This window comes from Streptomyces sp. NPDC107575, from assembly GCF_055657265.1.
The window spans coordinates 372,391-396,671 of record NZ_JBVKBG010000005.1 but is presented as its reverse complement, the minus strand read 5'-3'; the positions used below and the strand labels follow the sequence as shown (position 1 = coordinate 396,671).

At 71.3% G+C, this 24,281-nt stretch carries 20 protein-coding genes; 9 read left to right on the top strand and 11 right to left on the bottom strand.

Annotation, left to right across the window (positions count from 1 at the left end):
- Positions 1-5: 5 nt before the first annotated feature.
- The 5 genes from ACZ7L4_RS26595 to ACZ7L4_RS26575 all read right to left on the bottom strand — a co-directional run bounded on the left by ACZ7L4_RS26595 (position 6) and on the right by ACZ7L4_RS26575 (position 5,691).
- Positions 6-1,163: a carbohydrate kinase family protein gene (locus tag ACZ7L4_RS26595; protein WP_472106328.1), complete on the bottom strand. Its 1,158-nt coding sequence runs from the start codon at positions 1,161-1,163 to the stop codon at positions 6-8.
- A 130-nt stretch (positions 1,164-1,293) separates the two neighbouring features.
- On the bottom strand, positions 1,294-2,412 hold the full coding sequence (locus ACZ7L4_RS26590; RefSeq protein WP_472106326.1) for an NADH:flavin oxidoreductase: 1,119 nt from the start codon (positions 2,410-2,412) through the stop codon (positions 1,294-1,296).
- A gap of 196 nt (positions 2,413-2,608) precedes the next feature.
- Complete coding sequence (kce, locus tag ACZ7L4_RS26585; protein ID WP_472106324.1) at positions 2,609-3,559, bottom strand: 3,5-dioxohexanoate:acetyl-CoA acetone transferase; 951 nt, start codon at positions 3,557-3,559, stop codon at positions 2,609-2,611.
- Positions 3,560-3,580: 21 nt separating this feature from the next.
- Positions 3,581-4,339 carry an SDR family oxidoreductase gene (locus ACZ7L4_RS26580; protein ID WP_472106322.1) on the bottom strand — a complete coding sequence of 253 codons (759 nt, stop codon included), beginning with the start codon at positions 4,337-4,339 and terminating at the stop codon, positions 3,581-3,583.
- A gap of 44 nt (positions 4,340-4,383) precedes the next feature.
- Positions 4,384-5,691: an MFS transporter gene (locus ACZ7L4_RS26575; RefSeq protein WP_472106320.1), complete on the bottom strand. Its 1,308-nt coding sequence runs from the start codon at positions 5,689-5,691 to the stop codon at positions 4,384-4,386.
- Positions 5,692-5,867: 176 nt separating this feature from the next.
- Here ACZ7L4_RS26575 and ACZ7L4_RS26570 point away from each other — a divergent pair, with 176 nt between their 5' ends.
- On the top strand, positions 5,868-6,926 hold the full coding sequence (locus ACZ7L4_RS26570; protein WP_472106318.1) for a LacI family DNA-binding transcriptional regulator: 1,059 nt from the start codon (positions 5,868-5,870) through the stop codon (positions 6,924-6,926).
- A 103-nt stretch (positions 6,927-7,029) separates the two neighbouring features.
- Positions 7,030-8,214, top strand: a complete 1,185-nt coding sequence (locus ACZ7L4_RS26565) for a 4-hydroxybenzoate 3-monooxygenase (RefSeq protein WP_472106316.1) — start codon at positions 7,030-7,032, stop codon at positions 8,212-8,214.
- Between the two features lie 24 nt (positions 8,215-8,238).
- Here the strand turns inward: ACZ7L4_RS26565 and ACZ7L4_RS26560 are convergent, their stop codons facing one another.
- The 6 genes from ACZ7L4_RS26560 to ACZ7L4_RS26535 are packed head-to-tail and all read right to left on the bottom strand — an operon-like array spanning position 8,239 to position 15,828.
- Positions 8,239-9,918, bottom strand: coding sequence for an ABC transporter ATP-binding protein (locus ACZ7L4_RS26560; protein WP_472106314.1), 1,680 nt, complete (start codon positions 9,916-9,918; stop codon positions 8,239-8,241).
- Positions 9,915-11,147: a serine hydrolase domain-containing protein gene (locus ACZ7L4_RS26555; protein ID WP_472106312.1), complete on the bottom strand. Its 1,233-nt coding sequence runs from the start codon at positions 11,145-11,147 to the stop codon at positions 9,915-9,917. The genes ACZ7L4_RS26560 and ACZ7L4_RS26555 overlap by 4 nt, the downstream gene beginning before the upstream one ends.
- Complete coding sequence (locus tag ACZ7L4_RS26550; RefSeq protein WP_472107354.1) at positions 11,144-12,343, bottom strand: anhydro-N-acetylmuramic acid kinase; 1,200 nt, start codon at positions 12,341-12,343, stop codon at positions 11,144-11,146. Before ACZ7L4_RS26550 ends, ACZ7L4_RS26555 begins: the two co-directional genes overlap by 4 nt.
- 43 nt (positions 12,344-12,386) lie before the next feature.
- The gene (locus tag ACZ7L4_RS26545) at positions 12,387-13,286 is read right to left on the bottom strand and encodes an ABC transporter permease (protein WP_472106311.1); all 900 of its coding nucleotides are present in this window, start codon (positions 13,284-13,286) and stop codon (positions 12,387-12,389) included.
- Positions 13,283-14,287 carry an ABC transporter permease gene (locus ACZ7L4_RS26540; protein WP_472106309.1) on the bottom strand — a complete coding sequence of 335 codons (1,005 nt, stop codon included), beginning with the start codon at positions 14,285-14,287 and terminating at the stop codon, positions 13,283-13,285. The genes ACZ7L4_RS26545 and ACZ7L4_RS26540 overlap by 4 nt, the downstream gene beginning before the upstream one ends.
- Positions 14,284-15,828, bottom strand: coding sequence for an ABC transporter substrate-binding protein (locus ACZ7L4_RS26535; RefSeq protein ID WP_472106307.1), 1,545 nt, complete (start codon positions 15,826-15,828; stop codon positions 14,284-14,286). The genes ACZ7L4_RS26540 and ACZ7L4_RS26535 overlap by 4 nt, the downstream gene beginning before the upstream one ends.
- Before the next feature lie 185 nt (positions 15,829-16,013).
- Between ACZ7L4_RS26535 and ACZ7L4_RS26530 the strand changes: the two genes are divergently transcribed.
- The 7 genes from ACZ7L4_RS26530 to ACZ7L4_RS26500 all read left to right on the top strand — a co-directional run bounded on the left by ACZ7L4_RS26530 (position 16,014) and on the right by ACZ7L4_RS26500 (position 24,274).
- Positions 16,014-16,568 carry a YciI family protein gene (locus tag ACZ7L4_RS26530; RefSeq protein WP_472106305.1) on the top strand — a complete coding sequence of 185 codons (555 nt, stop codon included), beginning with the start codon at positions 16,014-16,016 and terminating at the stop codon, positions 16,566-16,568.
- A gap of 133 nt (positions 16,569-16,701) precedes the next feature.
- Positions 16,702-17,757, top strand: a complete 1,056-nt coding sequence (locus tag ACZ7L4_RS26525; protein ID WP_472106303.1) for a LacI family DNA-binding transcriptional regulator — start codon at positions 16,702-16,704, stop codon at positions 17,755-17,757.
- A gap of 73 nt (positions 17,758-17,830) precedes the next feature.
- Positions 17,831-19,333: an arylsulfatase gene (locus tag ACZ7L4_RS26520; RefSeq protein ID WP_472106301.1), complete on the top strand. Its 1,503-nt coding sequence runs from the start codon at positions 17,831-17,833 to the stop codon at positions 19,331-19,333.
- A 308-nt stretch (positions 19,334-19,641) separates the two neighbouring features.
- Positions 19,642-20,943: an extracellular solute-binding protein gene (locus tag ACZ7L4_RS26515; protein WP_472106299.1), complete on the top strand. Its 1,302-nt coding sequence runs from the start codon at positions 19,642-19,644 to the stop codon at positions 20,941-20,943.
- The gene (locus ACZ7L4_RS26510; protein WP_472106297.1) at positions 20,940-21,920 is read left to right on the top strand and encodes a carbohydrate ABC transporter permease; all 981 of its coding nucleotides are present in this window, start codon (positions 20,940-20,942) and stop codon (positions 21,918-21,920) included. Before ACZ7L4_RS26515 ends, ACZ7L4_RS26510 begins: the two co-directional genes overlap by 4 nt.
- Positions 21,917-22,795, top strand: coding sequence for a carbohydrate ABC transporter permease (locus ACZ7L4_RS26505; protein WP_472106295.1), 879 nt, complete (start codon positions 21,917-21,919; stop codon positions 22,793-22,795). The genes ACZ7L4_RS26510 and ACZ7L4_RS26505 overlap by 4 nt, the downstream gene beginning before the upstream one ends.
- A gap of 42 nt (positions 22,796-22,837) precedes the next feature.
- On the top strand, positions 22,838-24,274 hold the full coding sequence (locus tag ACZ7L4_RS26500) for a sulfatase family protein (protein ID WP_472106293.1): 1,437 nt from the start codon (positions 22,838-22,840) through the stop codon (positions 24,272-24,274).
- Positions 24,275-24,281 lie beyond the last annotated feature (7 nt).

The following is a 24,281-nucleotide window of genomic DNA, read 5'->3' as shown; positions in this document are numbered from 1 at the left end:
GTCTCCTACGCGGCGCGGAAGCCGAGGGTCGGTGTGGCGCGGCGGCGGGCCACCTCGTGCAGGCGGGCCGGGACGAGGTCGTGCAGGAAGCCGTAGCGGCGTGCCAGCTCCGTGGCCGCGGCGTCGCCTGCCTTGGCCCGTGCGGTCAACTCGCCCCACCAGGCGGCCACTTCCACCCACCCGGGAGCGGACAGCGAACCGCCGAAGTGCTGCACGGACAGGGCGGCCGTGAGGTTGGCGAAGGCCAGGCGGTCGGCGAGCGGCCACCCCGCGAGGGTGCCCGTCACGAACCCGGCCATGAACACGTCCCCGGCACCGGTCGGATCCAGCGCCTCCACGCGCAGGCCCGGGACATCGGCGTGCTCCCCGGTCAGCGAGTCGACGGCGACCGCGCCGTCGGGGCCCTTGGTGACCACGGCGATCGGCACCAGCTCGGCCAGCCTCGCCACCGCGTCCTGCGGGGTGTCGGTGCGCGTGTAGTGCAGCGCCTCCGTGGCGTTGGGCAGGAAGGCGTGGGCGTACGGGAGTCCGGTCAGCGTCGCGGTGTCCCAGCGGCCCGACTCGTCCCAGCCGACATCGGCGAAGATCCGGGCGCCCTGCTCGTGCGCCTGCCGCAGCCAGGCGTCCTCGCGGTCGGGTTCGAGCGAGGCCACGCCGGCGCGGGCGCGCGGCACGGTGTGCTCCAGCGGGGGCGCCGGGTGCTCGTGCGTCACCATGGTGCGCTCGCCGTCGTACGCCATGGAGACCGTCAGCGGCGAGTGCCAGCCGGGCAGCCGCTGCGAGTGCGTGAGGTCGACGCGCTCGACGTCGGCGAGGGACTCCCAGCAGTAGTCGCCGTACAGATCGGTGCCGAACGTGGCCGCCAGCGTGGTGCGCAGGCCCAGGCGGGAGAGCGCGGTGGCCATGTTGGCGATGCCGCCGGGGCTGGAACCCATGCCGCGGGCCCAGTTCTCGGTGCCGATGCGCGGGGCGCCGTCGAGCCCGGTGAAGACCAGGTCCATGAAGACGGTCCCCGTCAGGAACACGTCGTGTTCGGGATCGCCGGTGGCACGTACCCCCGCCAGCGGATCGATGCAGTCGCACACCGCCCTGCTCGGACTCACCGTCGTACCCTCCCTGTTCGCGAACGTCGGCCGATTCGGCGCGACGATGATCGATACCATGCACTTCCGGCCAGGCAGTTGCAAGAAGTTGCTCACCTTTGCGCGGGCTCGCCCTTGTGTGCATGACGAAGGGGCGCCCGCCCTCCGGCCGGGTGGCAGGAGGGCGGACGCCCCTTGTTGACGCCTCGGCCTAGCTCAGCGTCTTGAGCGCAGCCGCGTCGTACGGCTTCAGCTCGTCGAAGCGGCCCGCGAGGACCTTCGCCGCCCACTGCGGGTCCTGGAGCAGGGCGCGGCCGATGGCGACCATGTCGAACTCGTCGCGCTCCATGCTGTCGAGGAGGTCGTCGATGCCCTTGACGGGCGAGCCCTCGCCCGCGAAACCGCGGATGAAGTCGCCGTCGAGACCGACCGAGCCGACGGTGATGGTCGGCCTGCCGGTGAGCTTCTTCGTCCAGCCCGCCAGGTTCATGTCCGAGCCGTCGAACTCCGGACGCCAGTAACGGCGGGTGGAGGCGTGGAAGACATCGACACCCGCCGCGGAGAGCGGGGCGAGGATGGCCTCCAGCTCCTCCGGGGTCTCGGCGAGCCGCGCGTCGTACGCCTCCTGCTTCCACTGCGAATAGCGGAAGATGACCGGGAACTCGGCGGAGACCCGCTCGCGGATCGCGGCCACGATCTCGGCGGCGAACTTCGTACGGGCCACGGCGTCACCGCCGTAGGCGTCGCTGCGGCGGTTCGTGCCCGACCACAGGAACTGGTCGAGGAGATAGCCGTGCGCGCCGTGCACCTCGACGCCGTCCAGACCGATCCGCTCCGCGTCGGCGGCGGCCTGCGCGAAGGCGCCGATGACATCGTCCAGGTCGGACCGCGTCATCGCCCGGCCCTCGCCCTCGGTGCCGTCGACGCGGACACCGGACGGGCCGACGGGCTCGGCGTCGGCGAAGGGCGGCCGCCCCGCCTTGCGCACCATGCCGATGTGCCACAGCTGCGGAACGATGGTGCCGCCCGCCGCGTGCACGTCCTCGGCGACCTTCGCCCACCCGGCCAGCTGCTCCTCGCCGTGGAACCGCGGCACCCGGTCGCTGTCACCGGCCGAGTCGTGGCCCACGTACGTGCCCTCGGTGATGATCAGGCCCACGCCCGCGGCGGCCCGCCGCGCGTAGTACGAGCGCACGTCCTCACCGGGAATGCCGTTCGGCGAGAACATGCGGGTCATCGGCGCCATCGCGATGCGGTTCGGCACGGTCAGGCCGTTCAGCGCGACGGGGCGGGAGAGTATCTCGGCGGCGCGGGACGTGGGGTCGGCCACGGGGGCTCCTCAGAAGTACGGGCATACGGGATATCGGAATCGGTCGCCTGTGCGGCGCTGCACAAACGACGATCTTCGGAGGCAACCGCTCCACCTGCTGCGCGCATTCCGCGGGCCGCCCGCGCCCCTCTGTGATCCCCGACACGGTCGCGCAGGTGTGCACGGCAGCGCTCATGAGCCGACCCCGTCCCGCCGCTCAGAAGCCCACCTTGTCCCGCCCCTTCAGCCGGAGGATCTCGCGGGCCTCGTCGGGCGTGGCGACCTCCAGATTGAGGGCCTCCAGGACGGTGCGGATCCGGGACACCTGCTCGGCGTTGGTCCTCGCCAGTTCGCCCGGGCCGATCCACAGCGAGTCCTCCAGACCCACCCGTACGTGGGAGCCCTGGGCGGCGCCGATGGTGGCCAGCGGGAGCTGGTGGCGGCCCGCGCCCAGGATCGACCACTCGTAGCCGTCGCCGAGGAGCCGGTCCGCGGTGCGCCGCATGTGCGCGAGGTCCTCGGGGTGCGCGCCGATCCCGCCGAGGAGACCGAAGACCGACTGCACGAACAGCGGCCCGTTCGCGAGGCCGCGCGAGCGGAAGTGCGCCAGGTTGTTCAGGTGCGAGATGTCGTAGCACTCGAACTCGAAGCGGGTGCCGTTCTCGGCGCCGATCCCCAGGATCTTCTCGATGTCCGCGAAGGTGTTCTTGAAGACGAGGTCCCGGCTGCGCTCCAGGTGCTCGCGCTCCCAGTCGTGCGCGAACTCCTTGAAGCGGTCGAGCATCGGGTAGAGCCCGAAGTTCATCGATCCCATGTTGAGGGAGGCCAGTTCGGGCCTGAACTCGGTGGCGGGCCGCATCCGCTCCTCGACGCTCATGTGCGGGGAGCCGCCCGTGGTGATGTTGATGACGGCGTCGGAGTGCGCGCTCACCTCGGTGAGGATCGGCGCGAAGTGGTCCGGGTCCTGCGACGGGCGGCCGTCCTTCGGATCGCGGGTGTGCAGATGGACGATCGCCGCTCCGGCCTCGGCGGCCCCCAGGGCGGCCTCGGCGATCTCGCCGGGCGAGGCAGGAAGGTGCTCCGACATCGACGGGGTGTGAATGCCGCCGGTCACCGCGCAGGTGATGATGACCTTGTCGCGGGCGGAGTGCGGGTGTGCGCTGGTCATACGGGGTCCCTCCGGGAGCGCCTAGTAGAGCTTTTCCGTGTTGCCGTCGACCGCCATCGCCTGCCCGTTGACGCTGCGCGCCGCGGGGCCCGCGAGGAAGACCGCCATGTCGGCGATGTCGTCGGCGCTGACCATGCGGCGCATCGACGACTGGTCGTTGTAGAGCGCCGCGATCTCGTCGACGGGGCGGTCCAGCATCCGGGCCTTCGCCTCGATGACGGAGCGGATGCGGGGACCGTCCACCGCGCCCGGGCAGATCGCGTTCGTCCGGATGCCCTCGGGCCCGAGCTCGATCGCGAGCGTCTTGGTGAAGCCCACGACCGCCCACTTGGAGGCCGAGTACGCGCTGCGCCCGGCCATGCCGAGCCGCCCGGCCGCCGACGACAGGTTGACGATCGCGGGGTCGGTGCCCCGGCGCAGCAGCGGCACGGCGTGCTTCACGCAGTAGAACTGGCTGTGGATGTTGACGTCGAACGTCCTGGTCCAGTCGGCCGCGTCCACGCTCTCCACGGGCCCGGTCGGCCCCGCGATGCCCGCGTTGTTCACCAGGACGTCCAGGCCGCCGAGTTCGCGCTCCACGGTCGACATCAGCGACCGCACCTGCGCCTCGTCCGAGGCGTCGGAGACCTGGGCGGCGAGCCCGGCCTCCCGCGCCGCGCGGACGGCCGGCTCGGCGACGTCGGTCACCAGGACCCGGGCGCCGAGTTCCGCGAACCGGTCGGAGATGGCGCGGCCGATGCCCGCGGCGCCCGCCGTGACGAGGACACGCTTGCCGGTCATTTCCACGATCTGTCTCCTCAAGTGTGGTGGTGTGTGCGGCCCGGTCAGGCGGCGGTGGCCTCGTCGCCGCGCCGCAGGAACAGCGACAGGACCGTGCCGACGGCGGCCACCGCCACCACGAACCACAGGCCGGACAGCTTGTCGCCGGTCAGGTCCTCCATGGCCCCCATCACGTACGGGCCGATGAACCCGCCGAACAGGCCGATGGTGTTGACGAACGCGAGCCCGCCGGCCAGCGCCGCCCCGCTCAGCCGGGACGCCGGGAAGGTGAACAGGATCGCCTGCATCGCGAAGCAGGAGAACGCGCCGAGACAAAAGCCGAGGAGCCCGACGACGGGCCCGGACAGGGCGCCGAGCGCGAAGCCGACGGCGATGCCAGCGGCCGTGATGTTCACCAGGCGCCGGGACGTGGTGCCGTTCGTAGCGCGCAGCGGAACCAGATACGCGCCGAGGCCCGCGAACAGCCAGGGGATCGCGGTCAACAGGCCGATCTGCAGAGGCGACAGCGTCCCGTACGTGCCGATGATCGACGGCAGGAAGTACGACATCGCGTACACGGCGATCTGCTCGGCGAGATAGACGCCGACGACCAGCAGGATCTGCGGATTGCGCCAGACCTGGCCCATGCGGTGCGTGCCCGAGGCCGCGGCGCCCGCCTCCTCCTCGGCGGCGATCCGCCGTTGCAGGTCGACGGCCTCGGCGCGGGTCAGGAACGTGGCCTGCTCGGGGCGGTCGGGCAGCAGCTTCCACACCGCAAGCGCGAACACGCAGGCGGGCAGCCCCTCAACGAGGAACATCCACTGCCATCCGTGCAGTCCGCCGAGCCCGTCGAGCCCGAGCAGCAGCCCGCCGATCGGCGGGCCCACGACGCTCGCGGTGCACACACCGAGCAGGAAGATCCCGTTCGCCTTGGCACGGTCGGCCCGGGTGAACCACTGCGTGAGGAAGTACATGACACCGGGGAACAGGCCCGCCTCGGCGGCGCCCAGCAGCAGCCGCATCGCGTAGAAGGACCACTCACCCTGCACGAAGGCCATGCCCGCGGATATGAGCCCCCACGTGACCATGATGCGGGTGATCCAGAAACGCGCGCCGACCCGGTGCAGGACCAGGTTCGAGGGGATCTCCACCAGCGCGTACGTGATGAAGAACAGGCCCGCGCCGATCCCGTACGCCGTGGCCGAGATCCCGAGGTCGATCTCCAGGCGCTCCTTGGCGATCCCGATGTTCGTCCGGTCCAGGAAGCTGATCACGTAGGCGGCGACCAGCAGCGGCATCAGGTGCCGCAGGATGACCCGGTTCAGCTCGGCCGGGGAGCGCAGCGCCGTGGTGGCGGTCGCGTCAGTCGTCATGGGCAGGACCTTCGTCTTCGTCGACAGAGGTGACGCGGCTGCGTCGGTGCGGTGAAGCTAGGCGCGGCCGTGAACGTTAAGCAACGTTCAGCAGGTGGACGGCCGTTGCCGGGCGGCCGGGAGCTGCGTACCTTCACGCGACAGGTCAGGCGACACTCGGCAGCCGGGAGCGATCAGTGGAGACAGTCGAGCCACGGCGGGCCTCGCGGGCCGGGCGGCCCACGCGGGTCTCCGCCGCCGCGGTGGCCCGGGCCGCCGGGGTCTCCACGGCCACCGTCTCGTACGTGATGAACGGCAAGGTGGGTGTGTCCGCCGAGACCAGGACACATGTGCTCGCGGTGGCCCGTGAACTCGGCTTCACACCACGCAGGGGCGAGGCCGTCGACCCCGGCCGCAGCCGGGTCATCGCCCTGGTGCAGCCGAACATCGTCAACCCGACGTATCCGCGCTTCGCCCAGGCGATCATCACCGCGGGCGCCGCGGCGGGCTACCAGGTGTTCATCGCCACCACGCAGGACCAGCGGCCCGCGCTGGAGCACATCACCGCGACCCTGGTGAACCGGGAGGTCGACGGCGTGATCCTGTCGGCCGCCTTCCGCGACGACGCGAGTGCGCTGCGCACCCTGCGGGCGGCGCGCATCCCGTACGTCTATCTGTCGCGGCGCTCGCTGTTCCTGGAGGGGGACTTCGCCGGGGTCGACGACGCGGCGGCGGCCGGGGAACTCATGGACCACGTCCTGGGACACGGACACTCGGAGGTGGCCACGGTCGTCGGCCCGCGTTTCTCCTCCGCGTCCTCGGTCCGGGAGGAGGCCTTCGTCCGCACGGCGGCCCGGCACGGGGTACGGATCAGCGGCGCACGCAAGATCAGCACGGAACTGGACAACAACGGCGGACGCCGCGCCGCCCAACGCCTCTTCGCGCTGGACACGCCACCCCGGGCGGTGGTGTGCGGCAGCGACGAAATGGCCATCGGTGTCATGGAGTTCGCCGTCGAGCACGGCATCCGGATACCCGAGGACGTGGCGGTCACCGGCTGCGACGGCACGCCCCACTACACCGCCGGACTGATCAACCTCACCACCGTCGTCCAGCCCCACGAGGAGATGGCCGCCGCCGCGTTCGGCATGCTGATGCGCCGCATCGAGCGGCCGGCACTGCCCCGCCAGGAACGGATCCTGCCGCACCGGCTGCATCTGGGCCGCACGTGCGGGTGCGCTGCGATGGGGGTGTGACCAGCGGGGACCTGCCGCACACCCGCCTCGACCACTCCCGTAACGTGCGCTGACGACGGGGCCGGCATCCCCCCTCCCGGCCCCGCGGAGGGAGTGAGATCTGGTGCGTACGCTCGACACGAGTGTGGTCGTCGTCGGAGCCGGCCCGGCGGGGCTGACCCTTGGTGTGCTGTTGCGGCGACGTGGCATCGACTGCGTGGTGGTCGACAAGTTCACACGGGAGCAGCTGCTGGCGCGTTCGCGCGCCGGGTTCCTGGAGCGGCGCACGGTCCAGCTGCTCGACCGGCACGGCCTGTCCGCCCGGCTGCGCGCCGAGGGCCTCGCGCACACGCGCTGCGAGATACACGCCGAGGGCGAGCGGGTCACCGTGGACTACGAGGCGTGGTGCGGCGACGCGCCCAGCTATGTGTACCCCCAACAGGACGTCGTGGCCGACCTGTTGGACGCGTACGCCGGTGAGGGCGGCACCCTGCTGCTCGGCAGCCCGATCACCGAGGTCGTACCGGACGAGGCACCCCGGGTGGTGTGCGCTGACGGCACCGTCATCCGCGCGGACCTCGTCGCGGGCGCCGACGGATGGCACGGACCGACGCGCGCGGCACTGCCGGAATCGGCCCTCACCCACTACGACGTCCCGCACGACGCCCGCCTCCTGGGCGCGCTCGTCCAGGCACCGCCGTCCGCCGGGCACACCGTGTACGCGCAGCACCCCGACGGCTTCGCGGGACACATGCTGCGCTCCCGCGACGTAACCCGCATGTACCTCCAGATACCCGCAGGTGACACCCTCGACCAGTGGCCGGACGAACGGATCTGGAAAGAGCTGCACATGCGGCTCGACCTGCCGGACTGGACGCTCAACGAGGGACCGGTCCTCGAGCGGGCCGTCGTCGACATGCACACCAAGGTGGTGGAACCCATGCACCACGGCCGGGTGGCGCTGCTCGGCGACGCCGCACACATCGTGCCGCCCTCGGGCGGCAAGGGCATGAACCTCGCGGTGGCCGACGCAGCCGACCTCGCGGCCTGCCTTCCGGACCACTTCGCGGACTCGCAGCCCCTGGAGGGGGTGCTGGCCGCGTACTCCCGGCGGCGCCTGGCCGACGTGTGGAAGGTGCAGGAGTTCAGCCACGCCATGCTGGAACTCCTGCACGCCGACGAGCCCGGCACCCCGCACGCCACCTACCGCGAACGCCTGCGGCGCGCCCGGTGGCAGCGACTGCGCGACGACCCCGCGTACGTACGGTCCTTCGCGGAGCAGTACATGGGGCCTTCGCTCGTGGAGTAGGCGGGTTCCGCGCCGGTCATCCGGTCAGGGGCCGAGAAGGCCCGATCGGGGCGCGCCCTTGCCCGGGATCGCCGCGATCAGTTCGCGGGTGTACGGGTGTTGCGGGTTGTCGAAGATCTCGGTGGGGGTGCCCTGTTCGACCACGCGGCCCTCGCGCATCACCAGGACGTGGTGCGAGACCAGGCGGACCACGTCCAGGTCGTGGCTGATGAACAGGTAGCCGAGGCCCAGGTCGCGTTGGAGTTCCACCATGAGGTCGAGGATCTGGTCCTGGACCAGGACGTCGAGCGCGGACACCGCCTCGTCCAGCACGATCAGCCGGGGGCCGAGCGCGAGGGCGCGGGCGATGGCCACGCGTTGGCGTTGGCCGCCGGAGAGTTCGTGGGGGTAGCGGTCCATGCAGGCCGAGGGGAGCGCCACCTGGTCGAGGACGTCGGCGGCCCGCGCGCGGTGGTCGGCGCGGCTGGAGCCGATGCCGTGCACCCGAAGTGGCTCGGCGACGATCCGGCCGACGGTGTGACGCGGGTCGAGGGATGCGTACGGGTTCTGGAACACCGGCTGGACCGCGCGGCGGAACGGCAGGAGGCGGCGGCCGTGGCTCCTGGTGACGTCCGTGTCCTCGAAGTGTGTCGTGCCCGCGTCCTGGTCCTCCAGGCGCAGGGCGATGCGCGCTGTGGTGGATTTGCCGGAGCCCGATTCGCCGACCAGGGAGACCGTGCGGCCGGGGCGGACCGTGAGGCTGAGGTCGTCCACCGCGCGCAGGGGCTCGCGGCGACCTCGTAGGCGGTACATCTTGGTGATCCCGCGGAGTTCGAGGAGGGGGAGTGGGGTTTGCCCGATCGGGGGCGGGGTCACCTTGGTGCGTGCGATGCCGGGCGCGGCCGACAACAGGCGGCGTGTGTACGGGTGGTGGGCCCCGGCGACGATCTCGGGCGCGGGGCCCGACTCCACGACGCGGCCCTCGTGCATCACGACCACCCGGTCCGAGCGCTCGGCCGCAAGGGCCAGGTCGTGGGTGATGAGGAGTACCGAGGTGCCCAAGTCGCGGGTGAGTGCCGCCATTTGGTCCAGGACCAGGCGTTGCACCGTGACATCGAGCGCCGACGTCGGTTCGTCCGCGATCAGGACGTCGGGGCGGCAGGCCAACGCCATGGCGATCAGGGCGCGTTGGCGCATGCCGCCGGAGAACTCGTGCGGGTACTGGGAGAAGCGGGCCGCCGCGTCCGCGATGCCCGCGCGTTCGAGCAGCTCCACCGCCTCGTCGCGGGCCCGCTCGCCCCGCGCGATGCCGTGCACCCGGAGCGCCTCGGTGATCTGCGAGCCGATCGTGGCGACCGGGTCGAGGTTCGTCATGGGGTCCTGCGGCACCATCCCGATCCGCGCCCCGCGCACCTGGCGCAGCACCTTGGCGGACGCGGAGGTGAGGTCCAGGTCGTCGAGGTGGACCGAGCCGCGCGTGATCCGCCCGTTGTCGGCGAGGAGCCGGTTGATGCTCGCCGCGAGCGTCGACTTGCCCGAGCCCGAGGCCCCGACCACCGCCACCGTCTCGCCCGCCGCGAGATCGAGGTCGACCCGGTCGACGGCGGTGACATCGCGGCCAGCGGTCGCGTACGCCACCGAGAGGCCGCGGATGCGCAGCGTGGCGCCTCGGCGCGGGGTGGCGCCGTCGCGCGGATCGGCCTCGGCCGGAACGGGGGCGGTCATGGCGACTCCAGGGTGGTGTGTCTGGTGTGTCCGGATCGGCCCACGGGTTCGCCTTGTTCCGTGCGGCCGGGTGAGCGGCGCGGAGGGAAGGCGCCCGCCGCCTCAAGCGCCCGTACGGTTCCGCGGTGTGCTGCGGCGGACAAGCGGGCGACCGGCACCAGGTCCTCGCGGTCCGCGCTCGTGCCGTGCAGGCGCGTGGCCGCGAGGGCCAGGGCGAGCGGACGGTCGGCGGCTACCCCGACATGCGTTCCGGTGAAGCCGTCGTGGCCGACCATCGGGACCGGGCCGTGCGGCGTGTCCAGCGTGAACCGGCGGAATCCCAGGCCCTGTTCGGGGTCGCGCGGGTCCGCCGCCGCGAGGAACCGGGCGCGTACGGCCGCCGGGACGAAGGACGCGTCGTGCACGAGGGCCGAGGCCAGCCGGAGCAGCTCGTCCAGCGGGGCGAACAGTCCCGCGTGCCCGCCGACACCCGCCAGGGCGTGCGCGGCGTTGCAGTCGGCCGCCGCGCCACGGACGGGCCCGGTGCGCCAGCCGGTGAAGTCGGCCGTCGCGCAGGGCACGGGGTAGGGGCGTCCGGTCTCCACCATCCGCGCCTCGATCCCGTCGCCGTCGCTGCTCACGGCGGTGGTGTCCGGCGGCACGGGCCCGTAGCGGGTGCGGGTCAGGGCGAGCGGCTCGGCCACCCACTGGTGGAACGCGGTGGCCAGGCCCGTGCCCGTGACCCGTTCGACGAGACGGCCGAGCAGCATGAAACCCACGTCCGAGTACGTGCGCCGGGCGCCGGGCGGGGTGTCCAGCGGGAGCCGTTCCGCCAGGTCGAGCGCCGTCTCGCGGTCCGTGGTCCGGCAGTACAGGGGCCACCACGGCGGCAGGCCGGAGCGGTGGGCGAGCAGATGGGCGGCTGTGGCCCGGGCCCTGTCGTGCCCGATCCGGAACCCCGCCAAGTACCGCCCCACCGGAGCGTCAAGGTCCAGCCGTCCCGCCGCGACCAGCCGCATGATGACGGCCGTCGTGGCCGCCACTTTCGTCACCGACGCCAGGTCGAAGACCGTCCCGGTGGTCATCGGCTCGCCCGGCACCGGGCCTTCGGGGCGCCGCGCCCAGCCCGCCGCCGCCAGTACGGCGCCCGTGGCAGGGGTGGCCACGCCCAGACACACCCCGGCGGGGCGCCGGCCAGGGCCACCCGTGCCCAGCACCTCCGCCGCGGCCCCGGTCAGGTCGACCTTCATGCCACCCCGCCGGTGACCACCAGCCGTTCGGGCCGCACCGGCGGAGTGCCGGGGGCCGTCAACCCCGATGCCCCCAAGGTGAGTTGACCGAGTACCCGGTCGCCCGAGGCCCCCGTGCACGCCACCACATTGCCCGGCAGTCCGTGCAGGCTGTGCCAGCCGATGAGGGCGAAGGCGAGGGCCTCCTTGGCGTCGGACGGGACGCCCAGCGCGTCGCTCGGCCGCACGGTGAGCCCGTCGAGCCGGTCCGTGATCGCGGCCATCAGCGCGGGATTGCGCAGCCCGCCCCCGGACACGTACAGCACATCGAGACGTGCCTCGCGGACGGTGCGCGCGACGGTCTCCGCGGTGAGCGCGGTCAGGGTGGCGACCAGGTCGTTGAGTTCGGTGACGGGAGGGCGGCCGGAGCGGCCCGCCGCCTTGTCCACGTACCCGGACACGTACAGCGCGTCGAAGAGTTCCTTGCCGCAGCTCTTGGGCGGGGCGAGCGCGTAGTACGGCTCGGTGAGCAGTTCGGCGAGCAGGGCCTCGTCGACCGTGCCCGACGCGGCGAGGCGGCCGTCGCGGTCGAAGCCGTCGGGTGTGTCGGGGGAGTCGGCCACGACGGCGTCGATGAGCGCGTTGGCGGGGCCGATGTCCCATGCCACCGGCTCGGAGCCCGGGGCCGCGACGGTGAGGTTGGCGATGCCGCCGAGGTTGAGCGCACCCGCGCGTGAACCCCGCTCCACGTCGGGCGCGAGCAGCATCCGGTCCAGCAGGGGCACCAACGGGGCGCCCTGGCCGCCCGCGGCGACGTCGGCGGTCCGCAGATCGCCGACCACGGGCAGGCCGGTGGCCTGCGCGATCCAGGCCGGCTGCCCGATCTGGAGCGTGCCGCGGACCGTGGTGCCCTCGACCCAGTGGTACAGGGTCTGGCCGTGGCTGCACACCGCGTCGGCGGGCGCCTCGGCGAGCGCGGCTCGGGCCGCCTCCCCGAAGGCCTGCCCGATGCGGGTGTCCAGGGCGCAGACGTCCTCCGCCGTGATCCGCCGCGGCGGCAGCGCGGCCACGAGATCGGCGCGCAGCCGGGGCGTGTACGGCGTCGAGCCGTGATGAACGAGGTGGCCGCGCAACGTCGTGCCGTCCTGCGCGAAGTCGACGACGGCGACGTCGATGCCGTCGTGCGAGGTACCGGAGATCATGCCGAGCACGCGCATCGGGATCTCCTCCTTTCCATAGTGGCGGCGGCGCGGGTGGTGGTCATCGTCGGCCTCCTGCCCGCGGATCCAGCACATCCCGCAGTCCCGCGCCGAGCAGGTTGAGCCCGAACACGAAGACGATGAGCGCGACGCCCGGCCCGGCGAGCAGCCACGGCGCGACGCTGGACAGGGTGCGCGCGTCGAACACCATCACGCCGAGCGACGCGGCGGGCGGCGGCGTGCCGAAGCCGAGGAAGCTGAGCGAGGCCTCCGTGAGCACCGCCCAGGAGAGGCTGAGCGTGACCTGGACCAGCACGATGCCGCGCATATTGGGCAGTACGTGGGTGAACAGCGTGGCAAGACGCCGCTGGCCGACGGCGGTGGCGGCGATGACGTAGTCCGCGCCGCGCAGCGTCAGCACGGGACCCCGCGCGACCCGCACGAAGATCGGCGCGTACACCACCGCGATGGCGAGGGCGACCGTGACTCGGGTGCGGGAGAGCGTGGCGGCCAGGGCGAGCGCCAGCAGCAGCGAGGGGAACGCGAACAGCACATTGGTCAGCACCCCGACGACCCGGTCGAGCACCCCGCCGAAGTAGCCGGCCAGGACACCGAGGACGACGCCCACGGCCCCGGACACGGCGACGGCCCCGCCCGCCACGAGCAGCGAACTGCCCATCCCCGCAGCGACCCGCGAGAACACGTCCCGGCCGAACTGGTCGGTGCCCAGCCAGTGTTCACCGCTCGGCGCCGTCAGGGCCGCGGACACGTCCTGCGCGGCCGGGTCGTACGGCAGCGTCCCGAGCAGGCCCGCGGCGGCGGTGACCACGACGACGAGGGTGAGCACGGCCCCGATGAGACCGGTCCGGCTGCGGAGGAGCCCCCGCAGGAGGGAGTTCCGGCGGGCCGGCGGCGCGGCCGAGGCGAAGGGGCGGGGACGCTGCGTCGGCAGGACGCTCAACGTGACCACACCCTCGGGTCGACCATCCGGTAGACGAGGTCCGTCGCCAGGTTGACCAGCACGAACAGCACCGCGATCACAAGCACCGTGCTCTGCACCACCGCGTACTCCTTCTGCCCCATGCCGAGCAGCACCTGCCGCCCGATCCCCGGCAGCGAGAAGACCTGCTCGACGACGACGGCCCCGCCCAGCAGGAATCCGAACTGCAGGCCGCTCATGGTGACGACGGGGATCAGCGCGTTGCGCAGCACGTGCCGCACCTGGAGCGCCCGTTCGGGCACACCCTTGGCGCGTGCCGTGTTGATGAAGTCCTCACCGCGGATGTCGAGGATCGCCGTCCGCGTGGTCTGCGCGATCGGCGAGGCGATGCTCACGCCGAGCACCAGCGCGGGCAACACCATCTGCTGGAGGTTGAGGGTCGGGTCCGCGGTCAGCGCCGCGTACGTCCGGCCGTTGGGGTTCCAGCCGAAGGAGTCGGCGAGCACGCGCGCGAGGACGGTGCCGGTGAGGAAGACCGGCGCGGACAGCGCGAGCAGGGACGCCGTCTGCGTCGCGCCGTCCCGCAGCGCGCCGGGCCGGGAAGCCGCGAGCAGCCCGCCGGACACACCGAGGACGAGGGCCAACGCGATGGCGAGCACCGCGAGTTCGAGGGTCACGGGCAGGGCGTGGGCGGTCAGCCGCGCGACGCTCTGGCCCGCGTTCGACGAGAACCCCAGGTTGCCGGTGAGGATGCCGCCGAGCCAGGACAGGTACTGCCCGGCCAGCGGCTGGTCCAGGCCGTAGTACGCCCGGAGCTGGGCGCGCTGGGCGCCCGTGAGATCGCCCGCTTCGGTGCCGTACGCGGCGGTGATCTGGTCGCCGGGCAGCACCCGCAGCACCACGAACGTCAGCACGGACACACCCACCAGGGTGAGCACGGCCTCGGCGACCCGGCGCGCGACCGGGTGCGTGGCGAGCCGGCCGAGCCGCCCCCACGACGACAGCTGCACGGATGCCGTCATGCGAGCTTCGTCTCCCACAGGCTCTGCAGACCCGCGTCGATCACCGGCCGGAACCCGTGCACGCGCGTGTTGGTGGCGATGTAGCTGCGCCCGCTGTAGAGCCAGATCCACGCCGCGTTGTCCTCGAGGTTCCGCGAGATCTTGGCGTAGATCTCCTTGCGGGCGCCCATGTCGTCGGTCGCGATGCCCTCGGCGAACAGCTTGTCCAGGGTGGCCGAGTGGTATCCGGCGACCTTGTTGAAGTTGCCGTCGCTGGTGAAATAGCGGGCGTACGCGGGGGCGGGGTCGGCCACCGCGCCGTTCAGGGCGATCGCGGCGTCGAACTTTCCGGCGAGCCAACGGTCCACGTAGGCGCTGGAGTCCAGCGTCTCGATCTTCATCTTGATGCCGACGTCGCCGAGTTGGGCCTGGATGTTCTGCGCCTCGTCGGTGGCGGTGGAGTACAGGCCCTGCGGGACGAGCGCGGTGAACGCGAAGCCCGTGGGCTGCCCCGCGTCCGCCAGGTGCTTCTTGGCGGCCTTGACGTCGCGCTTCGGGCAGGGGCGGGCGTCGGGATCGGAGGCGAAGGCGGGTGAGGTGAACGGGCCCACGACCTTGCCCTGGCCGAGCGCCGCGGTCTTGACGACCTGTTTGCGGTCGATGGCGCACTGCACGGCGAGCCGCGTGTCCAGCTTGCGGAAGGTGGCGGAGTCGGCGCGCAACTGCAAGGCGTGATAGTCGAGTTGGTCGACCGCGTGGATCGCGACGGACCCGGACTTCGCGGTCTTCGCGGTGACCGAGTCGTCGAAGATCGCCATGTCGACGGTGCCGGAACGCAGCGCCGACGCCAGCGAGTTCTTGTCCTGGATGATGCGGAACTCCAGGGAGCGCAGGCCCGGCCGGCCCCGGAAGTAGTCGGCGTTGCGGACCAGGGTGACGGACTGGTTGGCGGTGCGGTTCTTGAACGCGTACGGGCCGGAGCCGACCGGCTTGCGCTTGAGGCCGGACAGCGGCTTGTCGGACGGCAGGACGACCGTGTTGACGCTGGTCAGCGCGGTGAGGAGGGAGGCGTCCGGTGCCTTGAGCGTGAGGACGACGTGCGTCTTGTCGGGGGCGGTCACCTTCCGCACCGCGGCGAGCGAACTGCGCGCCACGGCCTTGGTGCCGGGATCGAGGATCCGCTCCAGGCTGTACTTGACATCGGCGGAGTCGAGCGCGGACCCGTCGGAGAACGTGACGCCGGACTTCAGCGTGAAGGTGTACGTGCGGCCGTCCTTCGAGATCTCGGGCAGCTTGGCGAGCCCGGCGACCGGGGCGAGATTGTCGTCCTGGTCGAGGAGCGAGCTGTAGACTTGGCCGAGGACCTGCTGGGACTGGACGGCGGTGGCCGTCCACGGCAGGAGCTGCGTCGCGTCCGCGGTGATCCCGAAGACCAGGGGGCCACCCGCGCCCTTCGACGACGCGCTGTCGGATCCGGAACATGCGGCCACGGTGGCGAGGGCGATGGCGGCCGCGCCGGCGGCCGACAGTCGCCGCGTCGTGCGGCGGTTTCGTCTGAGCACGTGCGTTCTCGCTTTCTCCGGTGGACCTGGAGCGGCGCGGTGCGGCCGCCTGCGGGCGCGTACGGATGGTGCCGAGAGAACTCAGGCGCAAGGATTTCCAGAAACCGCCGTTTCCATGTGTGTTCCGGGCCGGGTAAAGGGCCGAGTGGAGGACGGAGCCGCCCTCCGGGGGAGATGCTGCGCTCATGGAATTCCTCTGCTACCACCGCGACCGCAAGAACTCCCTGGCGCTGCGCCACGAACTGGTGGAGAAGCACTGGTCCTACATGGACCGGTTCGCGAAGGAGATGATCGCCCGCGGCCCGACGTTCCTGGACGACGGCGAGACCCTGACCGGGAGCGTGCACATCCTCGACCTGCCCGACGCCGCGGCGGCCCGCGCGTTCGCCTTCGACGAGCCGGGCTACCAGGCAGGTGCCTACCGGGACGTGCTGCTGAGACGGTGGCGCAATGCGCTGGGGCGCACCATGTGGGACTTCCCCGGCGGCCGCACCGGAGGCAACCGGTACCTCGTGCTCGGCCTCGGAGACCACTCTGCCGCCGACCTCGACCGCGACGAACCCTCTGGCGCACACGAACTGATCGCTTACGGGCCGCTGTTGTCCGACGACGGCACCGCCTGGCTGGGCACGGCGGCGCTCCTGCGTGCGCCGGACGCGGACGCGGCCCGCACCGTTCTCGCCCAGGAGCGGTACGCCGACATCGAGGTGCACAACTGGGAGTTCGGCGGGCGACCGTGACGCGGTCTTCCCCCGCGCCCGACTAAAGCGCTAAAGTCGCGGCGCGCCCAGGTCCCGCCCAAGGGCCGCACCCAGGGGGCTGGTTGGGATCCGACCGGACGGGCCCCGCCCTCGTCACCCGGAACGGAGCTCCATGCCCGCACGCCCGCGCCGCCTGACCCTGCGCGACATCGCCAAGCTCGCCGGGGTGTCCGAGACGGCGGCCTCGTTCGCGCTCAACGGCAAGCCCGGTGTGTCGGACGAGACGCGGCGGCGCATTCTTGCCGTGGCCGACGAACACGGCTGGGTTCCGCACCACGCCGCCAAGGTGCTCACCGGCGCCAGGTCGGGGACCGTCGGCCTGGTCATCGCCCGCAGCGCGCGGGACGTCGGCTCCGAGTCGTTCTTCCTGCGGTTCATGACGGGCCTGCAAAGCGTGCTCAGCGAACGGCGGCAGGCGCTGCTGCTGCAGGTCGTCGACTCCGTCGAGGCGGAGATCGAGACGTACCGGATGTGGCAGGTCGCGGGCCGGGTCGACGCCGTCGTCCTCGTCGACCTGCGCGTCGACGACCCGCGGCCCGACGCGCTCGCCGACCTCGGGCTGCCCGCCCTGATCGCCGGCGGCCCCGACCCGCGCCGCAGGCTGCCCGCCGTCGCCATCGACGACCGGGAGCCGATGCGCCGCATCGTCACGCACCTGCACGAGACGGGGCACGACTCCATCGCCTACGTGTGCGGTGAGGGCGAGATGCTGCACATCGCCCGCCGCGTCGACGCCTTCCACAGCGGCGCACGGGCGCTCGGGATGTCCGGGCACATGGTGATGTCCACCGACTTCTCCTCGTCGTCGGCCGCGAAGGCGACCCGCCTGCTCCTGTCCTCCGAGGACCGGCCCACCGCGCTCGTCTACGACAACGAGATCCTCGCCGTCGCCGGGGTCGGCGAGATCCGCCGGCTCGGGCTCGCGACACCCGCCGACGTGTGCGTCGTCGTCTGGGAGGACACCCCCATCGCCAGCGCCATGGAGCCGCCGCTCACCGCCCTGAGCCGCGACGCCTTCGCGTTCGGCTCCGACGTCGCCACCCGCCTCATCGCCATCCTCGACGGCACCGACGACGCCACCGCCGACACCGTGGAGAGCGTCCCCGAACTCATCGAGCGCACCAGCTCCCGCTGCGGCCGCACCCCGGCGGACGGGCGGGCCACCTGAGAACACCGAGCAGGCCGCGTGAGGAGACCGGCCGAGCAGGCCACGTGAGAAGTACGCGAGAAAGGCGACGCCCGTGTCCGCACCGAACATCGTCCTCATCTGCGTCGACCAGTGGCGCGGCGACTGCCTCTCCGCCGCGGGACACCCCCACGTACGCACCCCGCACCTCGACCAGCTCGCCGCCTCCGGCACCCGCTTCACCTCCGCCTACTCCGCCACCCCCACCTGCATCCCCGCCCGCGCCGCCCTGTTCACCGGCCAGTCCCAGGAGCGCCACGGCCGCGTCGGATACGTCGAGGGAGTGCCCTTCGAGACCGCCCACCCGGTCACCCTCGCGGACGAGCTGCGGCGCGGCGGCTACCAGACGCAGGCCATCGGCAAGATGCACGTATGGCCCGAGCGGGCCCGCGCCGGGTTCGACGACGTGATCCTGCACGACGGCTTCCTGCACCACGCCCGCCGCGAGCACCGCCGCGACTTCGCCTTCTTCGACGACTACGTGCCCTGGCTGCGCCGCCAGCCCGGCATGAGCCCCGACGCCGAGTACGGCGATCACGGCGCGGGCTGCAACTCCGTCGTCGCCCGCCCCTGGGACAAGCCGGAACACCTCCACCCGACGAACTGGATCGCCTCCCAGACCACCGAGTGGCTGTACCGGCGCGACCCCTCACGGCCGTTCTTCCTGTACCTGTCCTTCCACCGACCGCACCCGCCGTACGATCCGCCGCAGTGGGCCTTCGACGAGTACCTCCAACTCCCGTCGTACGAACCGGTGGTGGGGGACTGGGCGGACGACTTCGCCGCGCACCGCAAGGACGGCGACCACGAGGCCTTCGCCGGCCGGACGGACGCCAGGACCCTGCACCGCGCGCGGGCCGGCTACTACGGACACATGGCCCACATCGACCTCCAGATCCACCGGATCCGCACGGCCCTGGAGGACTTCGGCCTGCGCGACGACACGGTCATCGCGTTCGCGTCGGACCACGGCGAGATGCTCGGCGAACACCACCTGCTGCGCAAGGGATACGGCTACGAGGGCTCGGCCCGCGTCCCCCTGCTGTTCGGCGCACTGCCCGACGGGTACGCCGCCGGGAACGTCGCCGACGAGGTGGTCGAGCTGCGCGACGTCATGCCGACCCTCCTCGACCTGGCCGGGCTTCCCGTCCCCGACGCCTGCGACGGACGCAGCCTCGCACCGCTGCTGCGCGGCGAAGAGCCGGAGGACTGGCGACCGGTGCTGCACGGCGAGCACGTCCTGCTCGACCAGTCCCTGCAGTGGGTGACCGACGGACGCACCAAGTACCTGTGGATGTCGGGCGAAGGCCACGAGCAGCTCTTCGACCTCGCCACCGACCCGCACGAACAGCACAACCTGGTGGACGACCCGGCGGCGCAGGACCTGCTGCACACCTGGCGCGGACACCTGATCCGGGCGCTGACCGGACGGGAGGAGGGTTTCGTCGAGGACGGCCGACTCGTCACCGGACGCCCGGTGGTGGCCGTCCTGCGCCCCACCCGAGAACGCCTGGAGGCCGCGGACGCCGCCGCACCGCGCACAGCACGGACGACATGATCTGGCTCGGCCGGGTCACCGCGGACTGCTACTGCATCCCGGTCGCCCCCAACGGGCGTGCCACGGTGGCCGATTCGGCGGCCGTGGAGCTGTCCTTCGGGTAGTCGGAGCCCTCGCCCGGATTCGGTCCGCCCGATTCCTTCGCAGCCTGTTGACCCCCTAGCTAAAGCGCCTTAGTTTTCCTTTCGAGCCACCGTTGGCCGAACTGGCCCGGGTCCGGGCGGACTTCACAGCACGTCACGTCAACCGCGTGCCCCATCAACTGCACGTTCCCTCAGCACAGCTGTTCCGGAGATGGAGAGATGACGATGAGATACGTCCGGCGACTGGCCCTGACCACAGGTGTCACGGCGTCCCTGGTGCTCACCGGCTGCGGCGTGGGCGGAGGCGGTGGAGCCGAGGACGGCAAGGCCCAGGGCGCGGCCAAGGGGAAGATCAGCGGCTCCATCAGCTTCCAGACGTGGAACCTCAAGGCCGGCTTCAAGGACTACTTCGAGGATCTCGTCGCCGCCTTCGAGAAGAAGCACCCCGGCACGAAGGTCAAGTGGATCGACCAGCCCGCCGAGGGATACGCCGACAAACTCTCCGCCGACGCCGCAGGTGACACCCTCCCCGACGTCATCAACCTCGACCGCAGCACCGCCGCCCCGCTCGCCAAGGCCAAGCTCCTGCTCAATCTCGACGAGGCCGACCCCGGCGCGAGCAAGGACTACCTGGCCGGCGCGTGGAAGAGCAACGACTGGAAGGACGCGGGCGGGCACTTCGCCTACCCCTGGTACCTCAACACCGGCCCGACGCTCTACAACACCGGCCTGTTCAAGAAGGCCGGGATGGACACCAAGAAGCTCCCGACGACGTACGACGAGTACTTCGACCAGGCCATGGAGATGGCCAAGAAGTCGAAGAAGCAGTACGCCATGATCGGCCAGCTGCCCGGCACCGACATGATGGCCAAGTACGGCATCAAGGTCATGAACGACGCCCAGACCAAGTACGTCTTCAACAGCCCCGAGGGCGTCGCGTTCATCAAGAAGTACGTGGAGCTGTACAAGGCCGGAGCGATCGTCCCGGAGGCCCTCAGCCAGGACTACGTCAACGAGGGCAAGAACTTCCAGGCCGGACGCCTCGCCTCCATCGGAGGAAGCTCGTACACCGTGCAGGACCTCAAGAAGAACGCCCCGAGCGTCTACAAGAACCTTGCCTACCGGCCGCAGATCACCAACGACGCGCCCGGCATGTACATCCAGTCGGTGGGTGTCTCCGCGCACACCAAGAACTCCGCGACGGCCATCGCCTTCGCCCGCTTCGTCACCAACGCCGAGAACCAGATGGCCTTCGCCAAGAAGGCCGATGTGTTCCCCTCCGGCAGCGACGGCGCCGACGCGAAGTACTTCCACACCGACGACGGGAGCGACGCCGCCAAGGTCCGCGTCCTCTCCGCCGACCAGCTCGACAAGGCCGTCGAGTACACCTGGCCCGGCACCTCGGAGGCCCAGAAGACCGACCTGCGCGAGCAGATCGCCCTCGCCGTGAGCGGCAAGAAGCCGGTCAAGAAGGCCCTCGACGACGCCGTCGCCTTCGCCAACAAGTCGGCCCGGGCCGAGAAGTGACCACCCCCACCAAGACGTTGGATGCCGCCCGCCGCGCGCCGCAGGAGCGCACCGCGGACCAGGGCCGGGGCCGGGGCCGGGCGGCGCCGGCCGGGCACGCGGCCCGGCACGGCAGGCTCACCCCCTGGCTGTTCCTCGCCGTCGCACTGCTCAGCGAGGGGATCTTCACGGTCTTCCCGTTCCTCAACACCATCGTGCTGGCCTTCACCGACGCCACCCGCCTCAAGGGCGGCGCGTTCGTCGGGCTCGACAACTTCACCCGCATGATCCACGACGACCGGTTCTGGACGGCGCTGCAGAACTCCGCGCTGTACATGGTGATCGTCGTGCCCTGCATGGTGTTCCTGCCCCTGCTGCTCGCCATGCTGGTGCACACCAGGCTGCCGGGCGCCGGGTTCTTCCGGACCGCGTACTACATCCCGGTGGTGTCCTCGACCGTCGCCGTCGGCATCATGTGGTCCTGGATGCTCGACAGCCAGGGCCTGGTCAACCAGACGCTCAAGGCGCTCGGTGTCATCACCGAACCCGTCCCGTTCCTGACCGAGCGATGGCTGCTGATGGGCAGCGCCATGTTCGTCACCATCTGGACGGGCCTCGGCTGGTACATGGTCATCTACCTCGCCGCCCTGACCAACGTCAGCAAGGACCTGTACGACGCCGCCGCCATGGACGGCGCGGGATGGTGGCGCCGCTTCGTCTCGGTCACCGTCCCCGGGGTGCGCAACACGATGGTGCTGATCGCGGCGCTGTCCTCGGTCGCCGCCTTCCGGGTGTTCACCGAGATCTACGTCCTGTCGGGCAACACCGCGGGACCCGGCGGCTCCGCGATGACGATCATCATGCTGATCCAGCGGGTCGGCACGGGACTCGACGCCGAGGTCGGCTACGCCTCCGCGCTCTCCCTCGTCGTCTTCGTCATCACCATCGGCCTGATGATCGCCGTCCTCAGGATGCAGACCCGGGAGAACGAGAAGTGACCGCCACCCACGCGCCCCTCGCCCCGAGCCCCGCCCACCGCCGCGCCCGCAGGCGCCGCCTGACGGGCCACGCCGCGCGCTACGCGGCACTGACGGCCGTGGCGATCCTCTGCGTCGGCCCGCTGCTGTGGCAGGTGTCCACCTCCCTCAAGGGCAACGGCGTGGACATCTACTCCTCGCCCCCGCAGCTGCTGCCGGAGAAGCCCACCCTCGGCGCGTACTCCAAGGTCGCCGACATCGTCCCGATCTGGCACTACGCGATGAACTCGCTGCTCGTCGCGGTGGCCGTGGTGTGCACCAACGTCATCGGTGCCACGTGTGCGGGCTATGCCCTCGCGAAGATGGACTTCCGGGGCAAGAAGCTGGCCTTCGCCGTCTTCCTGACCGCGATGCTGGTGCCCGGCGAGGTCGTGCTCATCGCGAAGTACATGCTCGCCCTGTCCATGGGCATCAACAACTCGCTGCTCGGCGTGATCCTTCCGTCCGCGGTCGGCGCACTCAACGTCCTCCTCATGCGCAACGCGATGTCCGGCATCCCGAACGAGCTGGAGGAGGCCGGGATCATCGACGGGGCGAACGCGTGGCAGCGCTTCCGGCGCATCGCCGTCCCGTCGGTGCGCGGCACCATCGCCGTCGTCGCGATCTTCGCGTTCGTCGGCTCGTGGGACAACTTCCTGTGGCCGCTGATCGTGCTCTCCGACCAGAGCCAGTACACGCTCACCGTCGGCCTGAACTACCTCCAGGGCACCTTCGTCAAGGACCCCCGCATCATCGCCGCCGGCACGGTCATCGCGATCCTCCCGCTGGTGGTCTTCTTCTTCGCGCTCCAGCGGTACTTCTTCCGGGGCGTGGGCGAGGGAGCGGTCAAGGGATGACATCCGCAGCACGCATCCGTACCACGAACAGGAGTTGACGCAGTGCCGCGCAGGCCCAACATCCTCCTCGTCCTCACCGACGACCACGCCGCACCGGCCATCAGCGCCTACGGCTCCCGGATGAACACCACCCCGAACATCGACAAGATCGCCTTCGCGGGTATGCGCTTCGACCGGGCCCTGGTCCACAACTCGCTGTGCACCCCGGCCCGCGCCGCCGTCCTCACCGGCACGTACAGCCACGTCAACGGCGTCACCACGCTCGCCACCCCCATCGACGCGAGCCAGCCCACCTTCGTCTCCGAACTCAAGGCGGCCGGCTACCGCACCGCCATGTTCGGCAAATGGCACCTCGGCCACGGCGAGGGCCACGACCCGCAGGGCTTCGACCACTGGGAGATCCTCGACGACCAGGGCACCTACCACGACCCGGTGTTCCTGACCGCCGACGGCAAGGTGCAGCGCGAGGGCTACGTCACCGACATCCTCACCGACCGGGCCACGGCCTGGCTCGACGAGCAGCCCGCCGACCAGCCCTGGTGCGCCCTCGTGTGGCACAAGGCCCCGCACCGCCCATGGATCCCGCACGAGCGCCACAAGGACCTGTTCACCGAGCCGATCCCGCTCCCGGAGACCTTCGACGACGACTACCGCGGCCGTGCGACACCGGCCCACCGCGCGACGATGCGCATCGCCGACGACCTCGCCGACGTCGACCTCAAGGAGGACCCGCCCGAGGGCCTGGACTACGAGGCGATGGGCCGCTGGAAGTACCAGCGCTACCTCGCCGACTACCTGCGCTGCGTGGCCGCCATCGACGAGAACGTGGGCCGCCTCACCGACCACGTCGAGGCACGCGGCGAACAGGACGACACCCTCACCGTCTACACCGCCGACCACGGCTTCTTCCTCGGTGAACACGGCTGGTTCGACAAGAGGTTCATGTACGAACCCTCCCTGCGCATCCCGCTGGTGATGAGCTACCCGCGCAAGGTGCCGGCCGGGCAGAGCAGCGACGCCCTCGTCGCCAACGTCGACCTCGCGCAGACCATCCTCGACGCGGCCGGAGTCCCCGCCCACCCGCGTATGCAGGGCATGAGCCTGCTGCCACTGCTGACCGGCGACCCGCGGGCGGAGCGCCGCGAGACGTTCTACTACCGCTTCTACGAGCACGACGACCACATGCACCACGTGTGGGCGCACTACGGCATCCGTACCGAGCGCCACAAGCTCATCCACTACTACGCGGACGGCCTCGGCCTGCCCAACACCAACAACGTCACGTACCCGCCGGAGTGGGAGCTGTTCGACCTGGTGACCGACCCGCACGAGCTGCGCTCCGTCTACCACGACCCCGAACACCGGGAGATCCGCGAGCAGTTGACGCGCGAACTGGCCCGCGTGCAGGAGGAGCTCGGCGACGCCCCGTACGAGCGTCCCGGCCCCGCGGAACGGGCCGCCGCACTCGGCCGCCTCTGAACCGGCA

Excerpts from the sequence above, each read along its gene's own strand:
- ACZ7L4_RS26550 (WP_472107354.1), bottom strand. The coding sequence starts at position 12,343 with ATGCGCGTGCTCGGCATGATCTCCGGTACCTCGCACGACGGCATCGAC.
- ACZ7L4_RS26580 (WP_472106322.1), bottom strand. The coding sequence starts at position 4,339 with ATGACCGGCAAGCGTGTCCTCGTCACGGCGGGCGCCGCGGGCATCGGC.
- ACZ7L4_RS26530 (WP_472106305.1), top strand. The coding sequence starts at position 16,014 with ATGGAATTCCTCTGCTACCACCGCGACCGCAAGAACTCCCTGGCGCTG.
- ACZ7L4_RS26575 (WP_472106320.1), bottom strand. The coding sequence starts at position 5,691 with ATGACGACTGACGCGACCGCCACCACGGCGCTGCGCTCCCCGGCCGAG.
- kce (WP_472106324.1), bottom strand. The coding sequence starts at position 3,559 with ATGACCAGCGCACACCCGCACTCCGCCCGCGACAAGGTCATCATCACC.
- ACZ7L4_RS26525 (WP_472106303.1), top strand. The coding sequence starts at position 16,702 with ATGCCCGCACGCCCGCGCCGCCTGACCCTGCGCGACATCGCCAAGCTC.
- ACZ7L4_RS26555 (WP_472106312.1), bottom strand. The coding sequence starts at position 11,147 with ATGAAGGTCGACCTGACCGGGGCCGCGGCGGAGGTGCTGGGCACGGGT.
- ACZ7L4_RS26595 (WP_472106328.1), bottom strand. The coding sequence starts at position 1,163 with ATGGTATCGATCATCGTCGCGCCGAATCGGCCGACGTTCGCGAACAGG.
- ACZ7L4_RS26560 (WP_472106314.1), bottom strand. The coding sequence starts at position 9,918 with ATGACCGCCCCCGTTCCGGCCGAGGCCGATCCGCGCGACGGCGCCACC.
- ACZ7L4_RS26515 (WP_472106299.1), top strand. The coding sequence starts at position 19,642 with ATGAGATACGTCCGGCGACTGGCCCTGACCACAGGTGTCACGGCGTCC.
- ACZ7L4_RS26540 (WP_472106309.1), bottom strand. The coding sequence starts at position 14,287 with ATGACGGCATCCGTGCAGCTGTCGTCGTGGGGGCGGCTCGGCCGGCTC.